Origin of the sequence: Vagococcus carniphilus (assembly GCF_014397115.1) — a bacterium.
Lineage (GTDB): Bacteria > Bacillota > Bacilli > Lactobacillales > Vagococcaceae > Vagococcus > Vagococcus carniphilus.
Genome location: NZ_CP060720.1, coordinates 503,060 through 526,344, shown reverse-complemented (window position 1 = coordinate 526,344; position 23,285 = coordinate 503,060). Strand labels below are relative to the sequence as shown.

The following is a 23,285-nucleotide window of genomic DNA, read 5'->3' as shown; positions in this document are numbered from 1 at the left end:
ATACGATTGGTAGAAAAAAGGAGTTATTTACTTTGGAGGAGTAAATATAATGAAAAAGTTTGTTAGGGTTGTTTGTTTTGTTGGTATGCTTATATAATAGCTTCGAAGTATGATAAAAATATGAACAAATTATTATCATTCTTTGGGGTTTAGATGAAAAAGAAAAGACTGTGAGCTAAGTATAAAACTTTAACTCACAATCTCTTTCTAAAAGATAAAATAATCTATTTTATTTTGCTACTTCTTGTCCTGCAATGCGTCCAAAGACAATAATATCAGTAATAGCATTACCACCCAGACGGTTACTTCCGTGAATCACTCCTGTTAATTCACCTGCTGCATAAAGACCATCAATTGCTTTACCATCTTTATCTAGTACTTCCGTTTTATCGTTGATCACTAATCCACCCATTGTATGATGTACTGAAGGAACTGCTTTTTCAATATAGTATGGACCCTTATCTAAAGAAACTAATTTACCGCGGTGATTAAAGTCTTTGTCTTTACCCTCTTTGGCATATTGATTTACTTTTTTAACCGTTTCTTCTAAGTTCTTCACATCAATATCAAAGAACTTCGCTGCTTCTTCTAATGTATCAGCTTTAACAATCATTTTTTGTTTTAATAATTCATTGTATTCAGCTTCGTGAACTTCCATCGTTCCTGAAATATCGTTAATTTTATCATTCCATAATTGATACGTATAGCCGCCTGTTTGTTCTAAAATAGCGTTAGAAATAACATCACGACGTTCTAATTCCTCAACAAAACGTTTACCTTCTTGATTAACTAAAATAGCTCCATCAAAACGAGTATCAGCTAATAAAGAGATAACTCCTGTTTTAGGATTACAAATTGGATAAGTTTGAATACTATCCATATTCGTTAAGTCCGCTCCAATTTTTTCAGCCATTACAATACCGTCACCTGTAGAACCTTCAGTTACAGTAGACATATAACTTTCATCCATTTTTTTGTTATATTTTTTACGCATTTCAACATTCGAACCAAATCCACCTGTTGTTAAAACAACACCATCTTTAGCCATATAAGAGATTGTTTGGTCTTTTTTATTGGTAGCTTTGACACCTGTTACTTTTTTATTATCATCTTGAATCAATTCTGTTGCTGTTGTGTTTAATTTAATTGGGATTTTTAATTCATCAGCTTTTGCTCTAAATTTAGTAATAACTTCTTGACCAGTGTGCCCCTTAGGTATTAGAGCACGTTTATAAGAATGTCCACCAAATTGGAATAATTGATCATCTAAAAATTCAACTTTAATATCATCTTTTAACCATTCAGCAGCTGGCAAAGCATTTTTTGTCATCACTTCAATCATATGTGGATCGCCTAATTTATCTCCACCTTTGATTGTATCCTCTGCCATTTTTTCAGGAGAATCCCCTTTGATACCTAATTTCTTTTGTACCCAGTTATTAGGTACATTCATTTCTGCTCCGGAAATTAACGTATTTCCACCTACAGCAGGCATCTTCTCTATGATAACTACTGATTTTCCGGCTTCTTTAGCTTCAATCGCTGCACTGAAACCAGCTCCACCAGAACCGACTACTACAACATCAAATTCTTGTAACTCTTTTTCTTTTTCTTGTTTTTTTCCAGTATTTTTACTTGCAACCAGTGTTACACCAGCTTTTTTAATCGCATCTTCTACAGCTTCGATATAGCCTTCACTAGTTGCAGTAGAGCCTGTCACCACATCAACTTCTGGTGAATTTTTAGCAACAATCGTTTCTTGTAATTCATCATAAACAGGTTCTGCTAATACTTTGTTTTCACCATGCTCTTTCACTTTAATTTTATCAATCTTGCTATCCTTTAGTGTCACTTCAACCTTAATGTCTCCGTGTTTCCCATTTCCTTTACCTTCATAAGTTCCATCTCCTGTGCTACTTTTAGCACCACATGAAGCAAGTAACCCTAAGGCTAGAATAGTCGTTAAACTTCTAGCAAACTTTTTCATCTTTTTTCTCCCCCATACATGATATACTTGTGAGACGACTAATAAGTCTCATTACAATGTGAATTATATAACAATCATTTCTTTTGTCTGTAAACAAATCAGTCTCTTTTTGCATAAATCAGTCTATTGTTACTTTTTTCACTATCAAAAGGTGGATTATTCATGAAAACAATTAAGAAAAAAGTTTTTCTCAGTTTAAGTTTAGTCTTTATTTTTTTATTCCTTATCCTTTTTACTGCTATCCATTATGAAATCACACGTTCTTTACTACCTGTTAACTCTCAAATGACCCAACAAACAGTTGATAATAAAGCTAGGGAAATCAATGCTTGGTTTTCAGAAAGAATTAGTGAGGTAGCTACCTTAGCAGACTATAGTAGTAGACACCACCTCTCAAAGGATGAATTATTTCAAGAAACAAAAGCACTAGAAAATCGGCAGTCAGGTATTTACGAATCTATTCGCCTTGTCTCAGAAGATGGCACTTCTTATTCCTGGATTACACCCTCTTTTTTAATAACTGATCGCCCTTACTTTCAAAAAATAAAAAATACTTCTTTAGAATACACCATTAGTAACGCTCTTCATTCTAAAGAAGCTAAACAAGATATTATTATTATTCTGTACCGTTTACCACATGTTACCTCAGATAACATTGCTTATATTGCAGCCGCTGTAAATGTTAATAAGATGCAAGAAATGGCTGAAGAGATTGAAATTTATGATGGAACAGGAACTTTAGTTAACCAACATGATGAAAGAGCACAATCAACTAATCAACTCTTATCATTTAAAAGCAGTTTGCCTCTTTTACCCGAGTGGCAACTTGTTTATCAAACAACACAAAAGAACTTATTAAGAACAGGAATCCATGTTCAGAAAATTATGATTTGGCTATTTCTCATTTTAGCTGGAACCATTTTTATTTTCTTTCTTTTTCAACTGGATGCTTTTATTAAACCCATTGAAGCTCTCAACAAGACAATGAAACGCGTTGGAAAAGGAGACCAAAACATCCGCTCAACCATTACGCGAAATGACGAGATTGGAGAACTCTCTGATGAGTTTAATCAAATGTTACAAGAATTGTATCGATTTGAAGAAGAAAGTATCGCACGAAACGTTAGATTACTCCAAGAACAAGTTAAACCACATTTTTTGTATAATACATTAAATGCCGTTCAATGGTTAGCTCAAACTGGGGAATTAGAAAAGATGGAAGAAATGATCGAGGCTCTTAGTACTTACTTCAGAGTAGGTTTAAACAATGGCGATACTTGGTCAACCTTTTTTAACGAGACAGAACACTTAAAAAGTTACTTAACTATTCAAAATATTCGCTATGAAAAAAATATTGAACTAATAGTCGACTATCAGGATGAACTCAACGACTTAAAATTACCTAACTTCATTCTTCAACCGTTAGTTGAAAATGCTATTTATCACGGCATTCGTCCATTATCAACTGATAAACAAAGGATTAGTTTAATTGCTTTTGACGAATCTGATACAACTATTATTCAAATACGAAATACTGGTATCATGCCTTCTGAGGAAAAAATACTAGAGATTTCTCAATTTTTGGAAAAAGATGATAGCCAAAAAGACTTAGTTGGTTTTGGTTTATACGGAGTCTATACGCAATTGATGTATGCTTTTTCTAATCAAATCAACATGCGTTTCTTTGTTGAAAATGAAGAATGTGTTGTTCAAATAATATTGCCAAAAGGAGAGTTTCAAAATGAATCTACTCATTATTGATGATGAACCGATTTTTAGTAAAGGTTTCAAAAAAGTAATTGAAAAAAACACGACTTTATTTACTTCTATATTTATTGCTGCTACTGCAAAAGACGTATTGACTCTCATAGATGAGAAGGAAAAGATTGATGTTTTTTTTGTTGATATTAATTTACCTGATATGAACGGTTTAGATTTAATTAAAAAAATTAAAGTTATCTATCCGGAGTCTTTGATTGTTGTTATTAGTGGTTACAATGACTTCAATTATGCTAGACAAGCTATTCATTTAAAAGTCTTTGATTATCTACTGAAACCACTTGCTCCTTCAGACGTTAAACATCTACTTCATAAAATTGAAGAAGAGCTAACCTCTGAAAAAAGAATTTCTAAAAATGAAGAGCTTCCTTTAGTTTCTCCTCTATGCGTTTCTGTTATCAATATTATTAAAGAGCATTATGCTAATAAAGATTTGAATTTAACCAATGTTTCAAATCAATTATTTGTAGATAGCTCCTATTTGAGTAAACAAATGAAAAAATATACTGGAAAATCCTTTAATGATTATCTTACTCATTACCGTATTGAAAAAGCAAAAGAGTTACTTTCTCAGACGGTTATTCATTACAACATACAAGAAATTGGAGAGAGAGTTGGGTATCCTAACCCTCACTATTTCAGTCGTCTTTTTAAACAACATACACAATTAACACCTAGTCAATTCAGAACTAATTTCTATCAATAATTTTTTACATTTATGTTAAAATAAAACTAATGAACAGCTATATTTGGAGGTGTTTTATGCGACTTAAGAAAAAAGAAACCCGGCAATCTATTTACCGAACAAGTTTATTTTTTACTCTCATTTATTTCGTTGTTATTTATTATCAAAAAAGAATTTTAACGGGTTTATTTCAAACACAATTATCTTTTTCAATTCCAGATATTCTAGCCATTTTAACCAGTGAAAATAAACTAGATACCTTTATAGATCGAGCAACAAATGGAACTATTGTAGTAGGCATTTTTTTAACACTTGAGGTCTTACTCTTTGTCGTCTTCATTATTTATCTATTAGTTAAAATTTTCTTTTTACATAAACGAAAAAAATTGCAAAAACATGATTTCTTGTTGATAACAGGACTAATTATTCTTTTATTTGGTAGCTTCTACTATAGCTACATCACAGCCAGTCATACAATTCAATCATTAACTGAAGTTCAACAAATACTAGAACGTTTAAGCCCTAAACAATTAAAAGCACTTAGTAAACAATGGTCTACCTTTTTCTACGAGTATAATTTTTCTGCTCTAAATTTTATGAAAGATTATACAGTAATTGCTGATCAAGTCGCTATTACATTTGGCAATGTTAAAGCTCTTGGAAGAATTCCAAATATTCTTCATTTATGGCTTGATAACTTAAATCTTTTAAAAAATCATTATTTTATAGTGATGTGTATTGGATTTATTTCTACTCTTTTAGCTCAACTATTTAATCGTTATTTAAACGGTCCACTTTTTAGAAGAAGAAAAGATGTTGATGCAATCATTGCTGAAAATGATGCGTTAAAAAAAGAAATTTCATCTCTGAAACGCTCTGAACAGTCATCAAAAACTAAAAAGAGAACAACAAAAAAGAAACATAAAAAAAAAACATAAAAAAGAGCATTAGATATAGCTCTTTTTTATGTTTTTTTAGTTATCCTCTTTTACGGCTTGTTGAATCTCTTGATAAATCTCTTTTACTTCAGCCAAATCTTTTGCATTAGCCCCACTAGCTAAAGGATGTCCACCACCATGATGACGTTTTGCAATAGTATTAATAACTGGTCCTTTTGAGCGTAAGCGTACTCGATAAAAGCCTTCTGGTTGAGCTACAAAAATTCCCCACGCCTTAATTCCCTTAATTTTACCAGGAATTGGAATAGTCGGTGGTGTTTCTGAATCTTCTATTTCAAATTTGTCCAGTACTTCTTGAGGTAATAAAACCATCGCAGCTCCATTCTCATCCACTTCAATGTTTTCAGCCACATATCCAGCTAATCGAGCAATTTTTTCAGAAACTTCATCCATTGTTCGATTTAAACTAGCTGCATCAAACGGATAAGTCATTAATTGACTCGCTACCCATAATGTATGACTTGTTGTTGCTGGATACATAAAACGACCAGTGTCCCCGATAATTCCTGCGTACAATAATTTTGCTGCTTCCGTTGGCATAACTAACTCATCTTTATGAGCTTCAAAAAAGTCATAAATCATTTCACTTGTACTACTTGCCTTAGGGTTAACCCAAGAAATATCTCCGTAAGGCTCATCATCTGGATGATGATCTATTTTGATTAATAAATCTCCTAAGTCATACTGTTTTCCACTAATTCTTGGTTCATTAGCTGTATCTGTTGTAATCACTAATGCACCTTGATACATATCGTCTTCTACCTCATCCATTGTTAATAGGAAATCTAGACCTCCTACAGGGCCCCCAATAACATAGATTTCCTTTTCTGGAAATGATTCTTTTAATATCAACGCTAAACCACCTTGAGAGCCTAACGCATCGGGATCTGGGCTTTGATGTCTGTGAATCATTATTTTATCGTATTCTTTTATTTTGTCTAAAATATTTTGTGTAATTTCCATTTATTTGCCTCCTAGGCCTGCTCCATCAATTGACAGACAATCATGGCTTTTGCCACAATAACATTGTCTATATAAACTTCTACATCCATTTTAGCAGAGCGACGTCCCACATCTATAATTCTTGGTTTCAAATCAATCTCACTATCAATTTGAATTAATTTAAAATAATATAAACTCATTTGTTCAATCACAGAGTTACGCTGATATTTAACTCTCATTGTTCTTTTGGCAACCGTTGAAATAATCTGATTCAAAACACCAAAAGATAATGTTCCCATGCTATTTACCATTTGCGGAGAAACAACAAAAGAATAATCAGGCATATCAGATAAACCTTTGCTATCTTTTTCAATAACTTCATCCGTTATCTGATCTGATAATGTATTGGAAACTTGTGGTTGTTTTTGAGCTAATTGCATCGCCTTCATAACATCCCGTCTTGATACAATACCGATTAAAGTTAAGTCATCTTCAACAACAGGAATAATTTCTAAACCATCCCATATCATTTGGTGTCCAATACTTGCCACACTCATATGTCTTTTAGCTCTTCTTGGGTCTTTTGTCATAATTTTTTCAATCGGTTGTGTCGCTTGTTTATTAACCACATCTTTTGACGTAATGATTCCGACTAACCGATTTGTTTTATTAACCACTGGAAATCTTGTGAATCCTGTTTTTTCAGATATTTTTTGATAATCTTCTAATGTATCCTTTACACCTAACACTACTGTTCTTTCAATTGGTGTTTGAATATCTTCAACTGTCATAATATCTTTTTTTATCATTTGATCGCTAATAGCGCGATTAATAGTTGTTGCGACAGTAAAGGTATCATAAGTTGTACGAATAATTGGCATCTCAACTTCATCTGCTAAAGAAAGGATTTCTTCTGACACATCAAATCCTCCCGTCAATAAGACAGCCGCGCCATTTTCTAGAGCAAGACGTTGCACGCCTTCTCGGTCTCCTACAATCATTAAAGAACCAGATGTAATATATCTCAGCATATTTTCTTCTGTCATAGCCCCAATGATAAATTTCTTCAATATTTTATCTAATCCTTTACGACCAGCTAAAATATCACCTTCAATAATTTTTGACACTTCTCCAAAAGATAATCGTTCAATATTTTCTTTTAATTTTTTTTCAATTCTAATGGTTCCAACTCTTTGAATAGTTGAAACTAAACCAATGTTTTCGGCCTCTTTAATAGCTCTATAAGCAGTTCCTTCACTTACAAGTAAATTTTTAGCGATACCACGAACTGAAATTTTTTCACCAACTGGTAAAGTCTCGATATATTCAAGAATCTGATCATGTTTTGTTACACCCACGCTTTTTCACCTAATTCTCTCTTATACATTGTTATAGTTAGAAAAAGAATCTGTTGCAATTCTTATATCCATTAATATTCTTCATTCTATCATGATTATTATTAAAAATAAATTACAATGATTATAACAGTTCGTAAAAAAAACGCTATTATCAGAAATCTGTATCAATAAAAAATAGAAGAAGCTGACTAAAACGTCTGCTCCTTCTTATACTTTCAAACTATTATTTTTTCATCTCTTTTTTTGCTTTTGAAAAACGCCAAAATGTAATACCTGTTGCAAACAGACAAATGGCAAAAGAAACCATATAAGTAAAATGCATCCCATAAACAAAGATATCTGGTCTACCGTCAATGAAGCCAACAACTCTTTCTCCCATTTCAAAACTCATTGACTGATACAAAATAGTTGTTGAAAGGGAAATCCCTACAACCATACCAAAGTTTCTAGCAAGAGCATTCATACTACCTGCAACACCATACTCTGATTTATCTACGCTTGACATGATAATAGTATTATTAGGCGCTTGGAACATCGCATTTCCTGCTCCTACAAGTGACATAATAAGAATAAAGAGGATAACCGGTGATGACTCTCCTAAAACTAAATACCCAATTTGGCCTAATGTTAACAGGACCAATCCTATCAAAGTAATTAAATGAGGACCTTTTTTATCAGTCAAGTAGCCACTTAATGGAGCTCCGACTACCATTACAAGAGGAAAAACCATCATTAAAAAACCTGCGATATTAGCTTCTAAACCTAAAACATTTTGTAAGTAAAATGGATTAACAACATTGGCAAAAAAGTTAGTTACAAAAATTAATGTTGCCGTTAAAAGGCTGACCGTAAAAATCTGATTACTAAACAAATGGAAATGAACTAATGGACTCTCTTGTTTGTTTTCGTATCGGTAAAACATAACTAAAGATATAAGTGAAACAATCACCATTCCAATAATCAAAGGATTAGTAAAACTCTTTTCTTGCCCTAAAAAGATACCACCAAAGAACAACATGATAAATAAGGCAAAAAGAATAAATCCAATATAATCAATTTTTTCACCACTTTTAAACTCTGTTTTTGGTAAGAAATACCAACCAAACATCATCGTAATAATTCCTACAGGTACATTAATCCAAAAAATATAAGACCAATTAAAATGTGATAAAATCACACCACCTATTCCTGGTCCTGCAATTGCACCAAGTGACACAAATGAACCAATCAAACCTAATGCCCGACCTCTTTCTTGAAGCGGGAATATTTCAGTAATAATTCCTGTACTAGTTGCCATTGTCATACTAGCCCCAATTGCTTGCACAACTCGAGATGCTAATAATAAGCCTAAACTACCCGGTATACCGCATAAAAAAGAACCGATAATAAATACAATGGTTCCTATTTTAAACACTTTTATTTTACCAAAACTGTCACCTACTTTTCCAAAGAAAAGTAAGAAAACACAAATCGCCATCAGATAAACGGATACAACCCATTCAGATTGATTCATGGGAACACCAATATCTTCTGAAATAGTCGGCAATGCTATATTAACAATACTCCCATCAAGTGTTGACATAAACGAAAATAATCCTACTGCGGCTAAACTTAGCCAACGAAACTTGTGTGCTTTTTCCTGATTCATCAAAAAACTCCTTCTCATTAATTCTATATAACGAAAAAATAGAAGACTGGAACAGAGTCAATCATACTGTTCCAGCTTCTCTTTTTATCACTATTTATTTTCTCTTTTGACTTGATTCCATAATCACAGGTAAGATAACCGGTCTTCTCTTAGTTTGTTCATATAGATAGCGACTCAATTGATCTCTAATCTCTTGTTTTAAAACGCCCCAATCAAAATCAGCTTTTTCTAGATTTTCCAAAACAACTGTTTCTACGATGGTTGCACTTTCCTTCATCAAATCAGTGCTTGTTTTAACATAGACAAAACCTCGAGATGTAATTCTTGGTTTTGAAATAATTTTTTTAGCGCGGCGATTAATGGTGATAACAGCAATAAATATACCATCTTCAGATAAAATTTTTCTATCTCTTAAAACGATATTACCAATATCTCCTACACCTAAACCATCAATTAAAACATTATCAGCATCTGTTGAACCAGTCATTCTCAAACGACCTTTTTCAAATTCTAGAATATCACCACGACCAGTGATGAAAATATCTTGGTAAGACATTCCTACCTCGTGAGCTAAATCGGCATGAGCAGCTAACAAACGATACTCACCTTGAACTGGAACAAAATATTTAGGTTTCATCAAGTTCAACATCAACTTCAAATCATTTTCATTTCCATGACCTGATACATATAAGTTATCAGAAATCGTCTTCACTGTTCCACCAGCACGATAAACCATGTCTTCTGTTTTAGCAACTGTTGTTTCAACAGAAATTGCTGGTGTCGTTGTGATATAAATTAAATCACCTTCTTGAATGCTAATTGATTTATGACGTTTACTTGCCATTTTTTGTAACGATTGTAAAGGTTCGCCCATACGACCTGTTTCTAATATTAACAACTCTTCTGGACGTTTATTTTTCATTTGACGCTCTGTAATAATTAAATCCTCATCTGGTAATTGTAATTTACCTAGACGAATTGCTGTACGAACAATTTGTTCCACATCTTTTCCTGTCAATACAACTTGACGGCCTGATTTATGAGCAGCATTAAAAATTTGTTGAACTCGTCTAATATTACTTGCTACACTTGCAACAATAATACGACCTTCCCAGTAGCGAATCGTATCATACACTTCTTCTTCTGTTTGATTTTCAGAAGCAATCAATGAAGAACTTTCTGCATTACTTGAATCACTTAGTAAAGCAAAGACGCCTTCTTTACCAATTTCAGCTAATCTTGAAAAGTCTGTTTGATACGGTTTATTCGCACTTTGGTCAAACTTAAAGTCCCCCGTATAAACAATGTTGCCTTCTTTTGTTTTAATTGAAATACCTATTGAATCTGGAATAGTATGCGTTGTACTAAAGAAACTCACAACCGCATGACCAAAGTCAATTTCCGTAAATTCATCTACCACATGAAACTCTTTAAAATCTTTCGTATTTGGGTACTCACGAACATTTATTTTCGCTAACTCTGTCGTTAACTCCGTTCCAAAAACAGGAACAGAAACATTTTCTAAAAGATAAGGTAACGCACCAATAGCATCCGCATGACCATGACTTAAGAAGATACCTGCAATTTTATCTTTATTTTCTAATAAATAAGAAAAATCTGGAATGACCATATCGATTCCTAGTTGTTCGTTTTCTGGGTATTTAAGCCCACAATCCAGAACAAAAATCTCATCCTCAACTTCGACAACGTAGATACTTTTCCCATTTTCTCTAACGCCACCTAAAGGAACTATTTTTATTTGACTCACTTGTTTTCCACCTCATTAGTTGCTGAAAAAATATCAACAACTTTTCTTTATTTTTATGAATTATTTACTTATTTTTTAATAGATTCATTTCATGCATCGTTTCAGCAATCTGAACAGAATTCCATGCGGCACCCTTTAATAGATTGTCTGATACTACCCATAAATGAAATCCTTTTTTAACATCTAAATCTTGACGTATTCTACCAACAAAAACTTCCTTTTTACCTACAGAATTTAGTGGCTGTGGATAAAGCTGCTCATCTGGATTATCCTCTAAAATAATACCTGGCGCCTCACTTAAAACAGCCTGTATATCTGCTACGGTTACATCAGATTCTTTTAACTCAATGTAAACTGACTCAGAATGACCTGACATAACTGGAACTCTAACGCAAGTCGCCGTCACCTTTAACTCATCATCAGACATTATCTTTTTGGTTTCATTAATCATTTTCCACTCTTCATTTGTATAACCCTCATCTGAAAAAACATCAATTTGAGCTAACGCATTAAAAGCTAAAGGAAAATGTTTTTTGTCACCTGAACAAGGCAAGACATTTGCTTCAATAGTTGTTTTTTCATCTAACATATCTTGGGCTTGTTGTTTTAATTCATTAATAGCCGATATTCCAGCACCACTAACTGCCTGATACGTTGAAACAATGACGCGCTCTAGTCCATATTTTTTTCTAATAGGTTCAAGAGCAACCATCATTTGAATCGTTGAACAATTAGGATTAGCTATAATACCTTGGTGCTGTCTCAATGCTTCTTTATTAACCTCAGGCACCACTAAAGGCACACCTTCACTCATTCGAAAAGCACTTGTATTATCAATTACCACACAACCACGTTTAACTGCTTCTTTGGCATATACTTCTGAAATAGAGCCTCCCGCACTAAATAAGGCGATATCCATTTCCTCAAATGAAGATGCCTTTAACTCTTCAATTTCGTACAGCTTATCTCTAAAACTTATTTTTTTACCAACTGAACGAATAGATGCTAAAAATTTTACCTCTTTGATAGGTAAGGAACTTGTTTCAAGCATCTCTTTCATCTTGGTTCCAACTGCACCTGTCGCCCCAACTATGGCTATCCGATAATCACTCACCTAACTCCTCCTTCATTTATACACATTTATCCCGATTTTACTTATCCTTTATTTTAGCATAAAAAAGAGAAAAATTCTTTAATGAATATTTCTCTTCTTAATTTACTTATTTAATTAGTTTTAAGCGGTCTAAAATATTAATGACAATCATAGATACTATAATTCCAAAGCCATTTTGAATGATATTTCCAATAATCGATGCTAGACCTGCTACTTGACCATATAAAAATGATGTCGCAAAAAAATAGCCAATAATCATCACGATAGATGCAATTACTAAAAAGAAGATTCTTGTCGTCATCTTTTTACTACCAGACCATCTCCCAGCAAGATATCCTTGAAAACCATGAATAACCACTGAGAAAATTATCCACTGTGGATAACCTAAAATTAAATCCAGCATTCCTCCGCTTACACTTCCGACAATTGCTCCGGCTGGCCCACCTAACAACATGGCTGCCGTATATATACCAACCTCTAATAGATTGACATAACCTTTTGTCATTGGAACAGGGAAGATAAATGTTAATGCTAGAACAACTGTTAAAGCTGTTAACATAGCTAGTAACGCTAATCTTTCTTTGATAATTTTCACTGACATACCTCCACTAACTTCTTTTCTTATCTCTTTTTATTATAGCTTAAAACTAACTAAAAAATCTTGCTCCTACAACAAATAAAGCTAGTTACAATCAACCCAAAAACTGGTTGTCATAACTAGCCGTGGTTCCTAAAATTTAAACTAATCTCTAAATTGAGCATCATATAAACGTTTATATGCGCCATTTTTTGCCATCAACTCTTCATGTGTTCCATCTTCTGCTATTCCTTCTTCTGTCACCACAATAATACGAGTTGCTTGTTTAATCGTTGCCAATCTATGAGCAATCATTAGCGTTGTTCTGCCTTCCGATAAAGACATTAATGATTCTTGAATGACATTTTCAGTCTCAGTATCTAAGGCCGAAGTAGCCTCATCTAAAATCAAGATAGGTGGATTTTTTAAGAACATACGAGCAATAGCCACACGTTGCTTTTGTCCTCCTGAAAGCTTGACGCCTCTTTCTCCAATCACTGTTTCAATTCCTTCAGGCATGCCATCAATTACTTTAGATAAATGAGCTAATTGGATAGCTTTTTCAATTTCCTCTTCACTAGCGCCTAATTTTCCATAGGCTATATTTTCTTTAATCGTTCCTGGAAATAGGAAAACATCTTGTTGAACAATTCCAATTTGTTTCCTTAGTGAAGCCATGGTCATATCTTTAATATTTAAATCATCAATTGAAATATCCCCTGAATCAATTTCATAAAAACGAGGTAATAAATGACATAGAGTTGTTTTTCCTGCTCCACTAGGACCCACAAATGCGACTGTTTCACCGTGTTTAATATGAAGTGACAAATCATCTAACACTTTAGTCCCATCACTATAAGAAAACGAGACATTATTATAAGCAATATCTCCATTTAACATTTCAACATCTATCGCATCATCTTTATCTTGAATGCTTGGTTCTTTATCTAATTCTTCTGTAAATCGTTTGAATCCAGCAATCCCCTTAGGATAACTTTCTATCATTGTATTTATTTTTTCTATTGGTCTAGCAAACACATTAGATAGTAGAATAAAACCAACAAAGTTCCCATTTGTTATTTCGCCTTGAATGGTATAGTAAGAACCAAAAAGAAGAGCAAACAAGCTAATCAAACGAATTAACAAATAATTGTAAGACGAACTAAGTGCCATGGTTTTATAGAAAGCAAGCTTTGATTGACGATATAATTGATTAAGCTTATCAAATCTTTTTTCTTCAAATCCTTCATTTGCAAAAGCTTGCGTCACCCGAATCCCACTCACACTTGCCTCAATTCCTGCATTAAACTCACCTAAGTTCTCATAAATTTGTGTATTAACTTTAGTCATTCGTTTATTGAAATAGGCTAAAGCAATTGTAATAAATGGTACCATTATTGCAGTTGCCAGTGCTAATCTACCATGGATATTGTACATCAATGCAAACGACCCCACTAATGTCATAACAGTAATAAAAATATCCTCAGGTCCATGATGGGCAACTTCTGATATTTCAAACAAATCAGTTGTCAGGCGACTCATTAACTTCCCTGTTTTTTGATTATCATAAAATTCAAACGGTTGTTTTTGAAAATGACTAAACAACTCACCGCGCATATCAGTTTCAATATTCGTTCCCAGTTTGTGTCCAAAGTAGACAACAATATATTGAAGCAACGTATTGATTATATAAAATGCAAATAGCAAACCACTTACCATCATTATTAGTTTTAGGTTCTTTAATGGCATTATTTTATCAATCACTTGATTAACAATTACTGGAAAACTAAGTTCCAAAATAGCTGCGATGGTTGCACACCCAAAATCTAATATAAATAAAGCCTGATATGGCTTATAATAAGAAAAAAATCTTTTTAACATAACTTCCCCTCCAAACAATCCTTTGTAAACTACTACTATAACAGAAATAATTATTTTTTTCCTGTAAATGATATTAATTCTCACTAATGACAAAAAGATTCTTTTACGAACCATTTAACCTTTTAAATGTTATAAAAATAACAAATAACAATCCTTTTTGAACTTTAAATAAAAAAAGGAACGAAAACTCTTTACTAAACTTATTAATTGCATTAGTATTGTATGTATATAAAGAAAAGGAGATGTTATAACTATGAACAAAAAGAGTTTATTATTAGGTGCCGCTGCTATTGGATTTTTAGGTATTAATGGATTACAAGCTGAAGCTGCTATTGATGAAACAGTAAAAAATATTGATATTGACTTCTATTATCAAAAAGATCGAGTAAGAATTGATTTTAAACAAGATAAAAAAGGTAAAATTACTAGATCTGATATCCGTAATGATATTAAAGGTGAAAAATTCAGAAAAGAACTTGGTGAACAAAAAATTAGAGAAATGTTTGAAGACGTTGATTTCAATACAGCTTCTAATAATGAAATCTTTATGGCTATTTTAGATTACATTGATGCTCCTTCAGGTTCAGAATTTACTAAAGGAACATTCAACAGTCGTTTCTGGGATGGCAAGAAAACTTTTAACTTCAGTGATAAAGAAGTCTTACAATCAGGCGAAGTTACTAACAATAAAGATTTAAGAAAAATTGACGCTACTGTTTATTACGGTAAAGAAAAAGTAGACTTTAAATATACTGTTTTAAATAAATCTATCAGCTCAAGCTATAGAAACACAATTACAGGTGAAAGATACAAAGGTTTACAATCTGCTGCCAAAGTAAATGATTTATTAAAAGGCTTCCATTTAAGAAATTCTGCTAACTATGAAGTTAATACTTACTTACTTTCTGGTTTAGAAGAATCTACAGGTGGAGCTGAAGCAACAAGAATCGTTCTACGTGCAGAGTTCACAAACGGAGCTAAAAGAAATTATGACGTTCGTCTATAATTAAAAAAACTTCTGGAAATAATTTTCCAGAAGTTTTTTATTTATCCCAATTTATCAATCGGCTCCAACATCTAAAATATCTCTAATGTCTTCCATCGTCATTTTAGCTAAATCCTTCACATCTTCAGAGTTAAGAACTTGTTGAAAGAGTTCTTTTTTCTCTGTTTGAAGTCGATTCATCTTTTCTTCGACTGTTCCTTCAGACATTAAACGCCATACTTCAACTTTTTTCTTTTGCCCCATTCGATGTGCTCTTCCTGTTGCTTGGTCTTCTACCGCTGGATTCCACCACAAATCATAAAGAATAACCGTATCTGCACCAGTTAGATTAAGTCCCGTTCCTCCAGCTTTTAAAGATATTAAGAAAACATCTTTATCTCCTCGATTAAAACGATCAACCATCTCTTGGCGTTTAGTTAATGGAGTACTTCCTCTTAAATAAAACGTTTCAATATCTAACTTGGCCAACTCTTCTTCTAAAATACTTAACATACCAGTAAATTGAGAAAACAGTAATATTCTTCGACCATTTGTTTTAGCCGTTTGAATCATATCTAACGCTTGTATTAATTTACCTGATTCACCCTCATAGTCATCAATAAATAATTTAGGGTGACAACAAATCTGACGTAGCCTTGTTAATCCAGATAAAATTGAAATTCGATTTTGATTCAATTCTGCTTTTGACATGCCAGAAATGCTTTTTTGCATTTGTCTTAAATGTGCCACATAGACTGTTTTTTGTTCTTCAGTTAATTGACTATAGAGGTCTGTTTCCACTTTGTCTGGTAAATCATCCAGCACTTGTTTTTTCTCTCTACGTAAAACAAATGGCTGAATCATTAAGGCAATTGTTTCTGTAGTTAATTGTTTGAAACGTCTTAATGGCGGGAAAAATCCAGGCATTAAAATTCTAAAGAGTGCCCACAATTCCTCCAATTTATTTTCAATTGGGGTGCCACTTAAAGCAAAATAATGGTCCGCTTTTAATGTTTCAATTGTTTGAAAGGTTTTTGTTGCTGCATTTTTTATCATTTGTGCTTCATCCAAAATCATACTATGAAATGGCATTTTTTCATATATATCGTAATCTTGACGAAGTGTTGTGTAAGAGGTCACTAAAATATCTACATTTTCAATTTGCTTGATTAATTCTAAACGTTCTTGTTTACTCCCCACAATCACGCTAACATTTAAATCAGGTGCAAATTTTTCAATTTCAACTTGCCAGTTATAAAGTAAACTAGCTGGTGCCACAATCAATGCAGGTTTCGTTAACTTACCTTCTTCTTTTTCAGACAGTAGGTAGGTAATTGTTTGGACTGTTTTACCAAGTCCCATATCATCAGCTAAAATACCACCAAATTGATAATGACTAAGCATCTTCAACCATTTAAAACCTGTTACTTGATAATCTCTCAATGTAACATTCAACCCTTTTGGTAATGACACATCAAACTGATCAGGTTGTGTCAAATCACTTACCATATGAGTGAATAATTCTGTTGTTTCAACATCTTCCATTTCTGATAAAGCGTGGTTCACCATTAATCCACGATAACGAGGAACCTCTATTTTTCCTTTTCGAACCTTAATATCTCCTCTTAATTGCTGCAAGACAGAACTTGTTTCTTTAAATCCTTGCTCATCTAAAAAGAGTAGTTGCCCACTTTTAAGTTGATGGTAATCTTGTTGTTTCATTAAACTAACTAAGACATCATTAATTTCAGTTTCATCAATGTTAGATATATCAAATTGAATATCCAACCAAGAGCCATCTTCTTTCACACTTACTTTTGGTTGATAATCAGTTGATTTTAAGAATAGTTGCGCTACGTTCGGTGCAATCTCTACTTCTGCATATTTTCTAATAGTTGGTACTTCTTCTCTAATAAAAGCATATAATTCTTGTTCTCTTGGCAAAAGTTTCGTAAACGCATTTTTCCGTCTAGCATACCCAAAATGCTGTAATAATTTTTCAATTCGTTTTTCTTGAACTTGATTCCTTATAACTTGAGATTCTTTTCCTGTTTTAGTTGTGTGGTCCGGATGACTAGAAAAAACAACATCTCCATAAAGATAATCAACCCTTGCTTCAAGTTGTCCTTTAGCTTCTTCAATCCTAATTTTAGAACGAAGAGGAACACGAATCATTTCACTTTGTAAATCATCCGACACATAAATTGTTGCGATGGAATCTAAGTTAGGCAGAATATAAGAAAACAAATCTCCTACATTATCTTTTGTAAACAAGATTTCTGGTTTATCTAAACGTTTGAATAATTGAAGCAGTAACTCATATCGCTCTTTTTGTTCACTCGTTAATTGATAAATTGAATGATTGCCAATAGCCCATTGATATTTTTCTAAGTACATCTCTAACGGATCATCGATTAACATCTTATAATCACTTGTTCCAACAGGTAACACTTTAACTTCAATTGGTAGTTTTCCCTGTTTAAAAAGAATCGTTTGTTTCTTATCTTCTGGTGTATTAAATACTAATCGTTCTGTTTTCGTTAGTTCTTCCACAAAGAATAAGACCGATTCACTACCCAAAATCAAATAACGACGATTTATTTTTCCTTTTTGTTGAACGCCTGTTTGATCTAATAATTCTTGCGACTCTCTTAATTTAAGTAATTTTTCAAGTAAAACAATATCTCTTTGAGCAAAAGAATTATCCCCAATTTCAAACGTTCGATCATTAATCTTATAAGTCATTTTCTTTTCATAACAATCTAAAAACTCTTGGATATTTTTTACCACATAGGTTTTACTACCTGGAAAACGACTACCTAGTTTTAAGGATACTGCAATCACTGATTGTTCTGGATGAAAAGAGAGTGTCTCCACCACATCTAGAATAAACTCAACTTTTAATGGATCACTACTAATCAACGTTTTTTCTGTTTCAGCTTCTTGAAGACGAGCAAAGCTTTTTGAAAAAATATCCGCATGGGTTGGTGGTTGGTAGACTTTTTGAGTATTAATTTGTTTTTTTATATAACGATTTAAACCTTTTTCTCTTAAGGCGAGTTCCGTTGCTACTGTATGCTTACAAAAGCCATGTTGTTGCCAATAAGGACACTGACAGACATCTTCCTCTTTAGCTGTTCCGTCTAATTCAATATGAAAAACTTCTGAACCAACAACATCGGCATACCACACTTGCTGTTCTTCATTTTTACTAATCGAAACAACTCGACCGTCTTTAGCGTATTCCCTACCTTCTTCAACTACTTTTTCGGGGATGGACCATTTCATCGTATCACTTCCTATTCAAATTCTAGTCGTTCAGTTACGTAACTTTTTCCATCTAAGGTTGATTTAATTTGTAATTGTTGTGGTATTCTTTCTTTTAGTTCTCTAACGTGAGAAATAATACCGATTAATCGACCTTCTCCTTCGATACTTTCAAGAGCTCGAATCGCCATCTCTAAAGCATCTTCATCTAATGAACCAAATCCCTCATCAATAAACATAGCCTCAATTTTAATGCCTCCAGCTTCTTCTTGAATGACCTCAGCTAATGACAGCGCTAATGATAAAGCTGCTATAAAACTTTCTCCACCAGATAACGTATTAACACCTCTTAAAGTTCCCGTATTATCATCAAATATATTAATTTCAAGTCCTGTTTTCTTTTTAAACGATCCTTGTTCTTCTTTTAATTCAAATTGATAACGTCCATTAGTTAGTAAGGTTAGTTTCTCATTCCCTCTTTTTAAAATACGTTTTAAATAGGTCTGAAGAACAAATCTCTCCATACTTAATTTATTTGGCCCATCACCTGTCATCACGTTCGCTAATTCCGTTAATTCTTCTAATGCTTCTAGCTGCTCTTTAATACTCAACTCTTTTTCTCTTACTTGAAGAATTATTTTTTTATTTTGACTCATTCGATATTGTAGTGTGTTTAACCGTTCTTTATTTTTTTCTAAACTATTGTTTAAAGTATCTCTTACTAACATCAATGGTTCTAATTCAGGTTTTTCACGCCCATCAAGAAGATGATCCAGTTTAGTCATTTCTTCTTTTAATGCATATGACTCTTTTTCAAACGCTTGAATATCTTCTTCTAACGTGGTTATTTGTTCTACTTGAGTAATCAACTCATTGAGATCAGACATAGAAAACTCCTGAGTCTCCTTAAATAAGTCTACTTTTTTCTGTTCCTGAGCTAATTTATTTTCTAAAACATTCTTTTGTTCTAATTCATTTTTAAGCGTTGTTTTAGTAACTAACTGTTGTTGCTCCGATTTATTAATATCATTTTTTAATGTAGCAACTTCTTTTTCCCATTTCTCAACTTTACTAGACAGTGTTTCACTTTCTTCCATCATCTCTTTTAAAGCTGACCATTTTTTAGGTAATCGCTCATTTATTTCTGCATAAGAAACCGTTACTTGTAAATTTTTATTTTCAAGTTCTCGAACTCTTTCTTGCATTTGATTTAACTGCTCTGACACTTCTTTTTGACGACTTTCAGCTTCTTCTAGTATGGTTATTTGTTCTTCTATCTGATTTAATTCTACTTCATTATGTTGTCGCTTAATTACTAGTTCATCAGTTTTTTCTTGGTTTCTTAATAACCAATCTGATTCTGATACTTCTTTTTCAAACAATAAATTAATCTGATTTCGTAAGTCTTCCAGTTCTTTTTCAAATGTCTCTTTTTCTGATTCTTTAAACTCTTTTGTTTTATCTAAGGAAACAATTGTTTCACTGATTTGTGCTAACTCTATTTCAATTGTTTCAACTTTTTCTTCCAAGAGTATCATTTCTTCTTTTGTCATCACTTCAACATGAGTTGGTGAAGGATGCTCTAAAGAACCGCAAACAGGACACATCTCGCCCTCTACTAATTCTAAACTTAGTTTGGCAATTTGAGCTTTAGCCCAATCACTTTTTACTTGTTTTTGTTCATTTAATTTTATTTCTTTCTGTTCTCTTGTTTTTAAAACTTGTTTTTGAACATCTTCTAACTGAAGGGTTAGCTCCTCCAAAGCAAATTTTTTTTTTTGATACTTCTTAATTTCAACTAATCTTGTTTGGTTATCCTCTTCTTCTTTCACTAGCTGAAATTTAGTTTCAATTGCTTTAGGTTTTTTAGCTAATATATTTTTTCCTGCTACAAGTCGTTGATTGATAGAGTCTTGTTCAAGTGCTAATTTTTTTTGTAACTTTAGTAACGAATCTAGCTCTTCTTTTAAATTTTTTTGTTCTTTCTCAAGGGTTTCTTTTCTTTTAAATAAAGGCAAGCTTGTTTCAATATTTATTAGTTCTTGCTTGTCTTTTTCTATTTCAACTTCGTTAGCTAAACGTTCAGCAAGTATTTCTTGATTTTTTTTTAATTTAACTGAAATAGTCTCTTCTTTAAGTCTTAGTTCTTTTTCTTTTATCAATAAAGAGTCATACTCTTTTTCAAGAGTTAATAAATATTCATAAGTTGGTTTTATTTTTTCAACTTCTTTTAAGAGAGCTACTCGTCTTTTATCTTCTAATATATTAACTTCTTTTTTAGATAAATCATTTTGTTTTTTACGTGCTGACTCTAATTCTTTAAAATACTCCAACCACTTTTTCTCTGCTTGAATCAACTCATCTTGTTTTAAAAGTTCTTTTTTTTCTTTACTTATTACATCTAACTGTGTTTTTTCCTCTTCTTGATACGCTTTTTCTTGGTCCCCATAGAGGGTAAGCAAATCTTGATAATACATATTATCTGTTTGTTTCTCTTTAAAGTCATCTTGCCATTCTATTTGCCCTACTAATAGATTTAATACTTGATGCTCATCCTTCAAAAGACTTTCTTGTGCTTTTTTCTGCGCTCTTAAAGAATCCGCAATATCTTGATAAAAATACGTATTAAATAATTTTCTTAAAACTTTTTCCTTACTATCACTATCAGCATTTAAAAAACGACGAAATTCTCCTTGAGGAAGCATAACAATTTGAGAGAATTGAGATTCGTTTAATTGAATCAACTCACTTAAGAATGGACCTACATCTTTTTGTTTGGTCAATTGCTCAATCTCATTATTATTTTCATCAAAAACCGTTAACCTAACCGTTGCTGGCTGTTCCCTAAAACCTTCACCTCTTAATTTTTTAACTAATTGTTCAGGTTCTCTTACCACTTCATAGGTTTTGTTTTCTTGTTTAAAGGTAAAAGTAACACAAGTCTTACTTCCAACCTCAGCAAAGTTAGAACGCATCTCTTTTCCTTGTCTTAATCCACCTGACGTATTTCCATATAACGCATAAGTCATACCATCAAAAATAGTTGTTTTACCTGCCCCTGTTTTTCCTGTAATCAAAAACAAAGATTGGGCATAAAAATCGGAGAAATCAATCAAACTATCTTCATATGGACCAAAATTTTCTAATTTTAATCGAATTGGTTGCATTTTTTTCCTCCTATTTTTCTAAACTATTTTGGATAATGGCTTCTTCTAACCACGCCTCTTGTCGTTTTGTTAATGGACTAGAAGATACTTCTTCAAAGTAGTTTTTTAACAATACTTCTGGTTTTAATTGAATTAACTCTTCTTCTTTTTCATTTATCTTTTCTTGCTTCGTTTCTTTTACCACTCTATCTAAACTAATTAGGTTGGGATAAATTTGTCGTAATTCATTTAAAGCGTTAAAAATAATGGCTGTATCAGTTAAAGAAATAGCGACATAATCTTCTCTATTTATTTTTTCATAATACTCAGGTGAAGTTAATTCTTTAAACGAACCAGTGATTTGTCTAACATCTCGTAGTGGCTTCAAAGGGATAAATTGATTTTCTACTGATTCATCTTGTAATTCAACTATTCTAATCCCCTTTTCTTGATGTTCTTCAGAAAGCGAGTATTTTAATAAAGAGCCACTATATTGAACATTTCCATTTTCTTTAATGGCATCTTTATAATGCAAGTGTCCTAGCGCCACATAATCAAATACCTCTAACATATCAAGGGGGATACTGTCCAAGCCACCCACTTCTAAAGGTGTTTCTGAATCACTTTTAGTTGACCCAGCCGCAAAAAAATGACTCACTAATACTTGCTTCTTATCTGAATCAAATGTCTTTGCCATCTCTTTTAAAACTAGAGCGATACAGGTTTGAATATTTCGCAGATTATCATCTTCAAAGTATTGTCTAGCATGAAAAGGTTCAAAATAAGGTAATAGATAAAATTGTGTGTTATTTATGACGATTGGTGTCATCGCTTGTTCTAATTTAGTATGAAGATGAAAATTTTGTGCCTTTAGCCAAGGACTGGCTGTATCAAGACGCGTTGCGCTGTCATGATTTCCTGAAATAGCTAACACTGGAAAATTAGCCTTGATGTTCATCTCAATCATCATGTCATTAAATAACGAGACAGCTTCAACTGATGGAACTGAGCGATCATATAAATCTCCAGCTATCACAATCGCTTCTACTTTTTCATCTTTAGCTACTGTCATTAATTTTTCAAATACATCCTTTTGTTCTTCAAGTAGTAAAAAACCATTTAATTTTCGCCCAATATGCCAATCTGCTGTATGTAAAAATTTCATCTTGCTCCTCCTAAAAAAGGTCTT

Annotated in this window: 15 protein-coding genes; 4 read left to right on the top strand and 11 right to left on the bottom strand. The window is 32.7% G+C overall.

What is annotated here, in order from left to right; all coding sequences use genetic code 11:
- Nucleotides 1-229: 229 nt before the first annotated feature.
- The gene (locus H9L18_RS02710; protein ID WP_126793822.1) at nt 230-1,987 is read right to left on the bottom strand and encodes a flavocytochrome c; all 1,758 of its coding nucleotides are present in this window, start codon (nt 1,985-1,987) and stop codon (nt 230-232) included.
- Nucleotides 1,988-2,149: 162 nt separating this feature from the next.
- Between H9L18_RS02710 and H9L18_RS02705 the strand changes: the two genes are divergently transcribed.
- The 3 genes from H9L18_RS02705 to H9L18_RS02695 are packed head-to-tail and all read left to right on the top strand — an operon-like array spanning nt 2,150 to nt 5,389.
- Nucleotides 2,150-3,748, top strand: coding sequence for a sensor histidine kinase (locus tag H9L18_RS02705; protein WP_126793820.1), 1,599 nt, complete (start codon nt 2,150-2,152; stop codon nt 3,746-3,748).
- Nucleotides 3,729-4,472 carry a response regulator transcription factor gene (locus H9L18_RS02700; protein ID WP_126793818.1) on the top strand — a complete coding sequence of 248 codons (744 nt, stop codon included), beginning with the start codon at nt 3,729-3,731 and terminating at the stop codon, nt 4,470-4,472. Before H9L18_RS02705 ends, H9L18_RS02700 begins: the two co-directional genes overlap by 20 nt.
- A 56-nt stretch (nt 4,473-4,528) precedes the next feature.
- The gene (locus tag H9L18_RS02695; RefSeq protein WP_126793815.1) at nt 4,529-5,389 is read left to right on the top strand and encodes a hypothetical protein; all 861 of its coding nucleotides are present in this window, start codon (nt 4,529-4,531) and stop codon (nt 5,387-5,389) included.
- A gap of 36 nt (nt 5,390-5,425) precedes the next feature.
- Here H9L18_RS02695 and H9L18_RS02690 read toward each other — a convergent pair whose 3' ends face one another.
- From H9L18_RS02690 to H9L18_RS02660, 7 genes are all read right to left on the bottom strand, one after another.
- Nucleotides 5,426-6,373 (bottom strand): DHH family phosphoesterase, encoded by a 948-nt coding sequence (locus H9L18_RS02690; RefSeq protein ID WP_126793813.1) that lies wholly within the window; start codon nt 6,371-6,373, stop codon nt 5,426-5,428.
- 11 nt (nt 6,374-6,384) lie between these two features.
- Nucleotides 6,385-7,710 carry a DRTGG domain-containing protein gene (locus tag H9L18_RS02685; RefSeq protein WP_126793811.1) on the bottom strand — a complete coding sequence of 442 codons (1,326 nt, stop codon included), beginning with the start codon at nt 7,708-7,710 and terminating at the stop codon, nt 6,385-6,387.
- A 223-nt stretch (nt 7,711-7,933) separates the two neighbouring features.
- Nucleotides 7,934-9,358, bottom strand: coding sequence for an MFS transporter (locus H9L18_RS02680; protein ID WP_185847475.1), 1,425 nt, complete (start codon nt 9,356-9,358; stop codon nt 7,934-7,936).
- A gap of 94 nt (nt 9,359-9,452) precedes the next feature.
- Complete coding sequence (locus H9L18_RS02675; RefSeq protein WP_126793807.1) at nt 9,453-11,126, bottom strand: ribonuclease J; 1,674 nt, start codon at nt 11,124-11,126, stop codon at nt 9,453-9,455.
- Nucleotides 11,127-11,190: 64 nt separating this feature from the next.
- A complete protein-coding gene (locus tag H9L18_RS02670; protein WP_221884893.1) occupies nt 11,191-12,240 on the bottom strand; it encodes an aspartate-semialdehyde dehydrogenase in 1,050 nt (349 codons plus the stop codon).
- A 106-nt stretch (nt 12,241-12,346) separates the two neighbouring features.
- The gene (locus H9L18_RS02665; protein ID WP_376765014.1) at nt 12,347-12,835 is read right to left on the bottom strand and encodes an ECF transporter S component; all 489 of its coding nucleotides are present in this window, start codon (nt 12,833-12,835) and stop codon (nt 12,347-12,349) included.
- Between the two features lie 147 nt (nt 12,836-12,982).
- Nucleotides 12,983-14,698 (bottom strand): ABC transporter ATP-binding protein, encoded by a 1,716-nt coding sequence (locus H9L18_RS02660; RefSeq protein ID WP_126793803.1) that lies wholly within the window; start codon nt 14,696-14,698, stop codon nt 12,983-12,985.
- A gap of 253 nt (nt 14,699-14,951) precedes the next feature.
- Between H9L18_RS02660 and H9L18_RS02655 the strand changes: the two genes are divergently transcribed.
- Nucleotides 14,952-15,704 (top strand): hypothetical protein, encoded by a 753-nt coding sequence (locus H9L18_RS02655; RefSeq protein ID WP_126793801.1) that lies wholly within the window; start codon nt 14,952-14,954, stop codon nt 15,702-15,704.
- Between the two features lie 54 nt (nt 15,705-15,758).
- Here the strand turns inward: H9L18_RS02655 and H9L18_RS02650 are convergent, their stop codons facing one another.
- The 3 genes from H9L18_RS02650 to H9L18_RS02640 are packed head-to-tail and all read right to left on the bottom strand — an operon-like array spanning nt 15,759 to nt 23,261.
- Nucleotides 15,759-18,971 (bottom strand): DEAD/DEAH box helicase, encoded by a 3,213-nt coding sequence (locus H9L18_RS02650; RefSeq protein WP_126793799.1) that lies wholly within the window; start codon nt 18,969-18,971, stop codon nt 15,759-15,761.
- 11 nt (nt 18,972-18,982) lie between these two features.
- Entirely contained in the window at nt 18,983-22,117 is a 3,135-nt protein-coding gene (locus H9L18_RS02645) for an AAA family ATPase (protein ID WP_126793797.1), read from the bottom strand.
- A 10-nt stretch (nt 22,118-22,127) separates the two neighbouring features.
- A complete protein-coding gene (locus H9L18_RS02640; RefSeq protein ID WP_126793795.1) occupies nt 22,128-23,261 on the bottom strand; it encodes an exonuclease SbcCD subunit D in 1,134 nt (377 codons plus the stop codon).
- Nucleotides 23,262-23,285 lie beyond the last annotated feature (24 nt).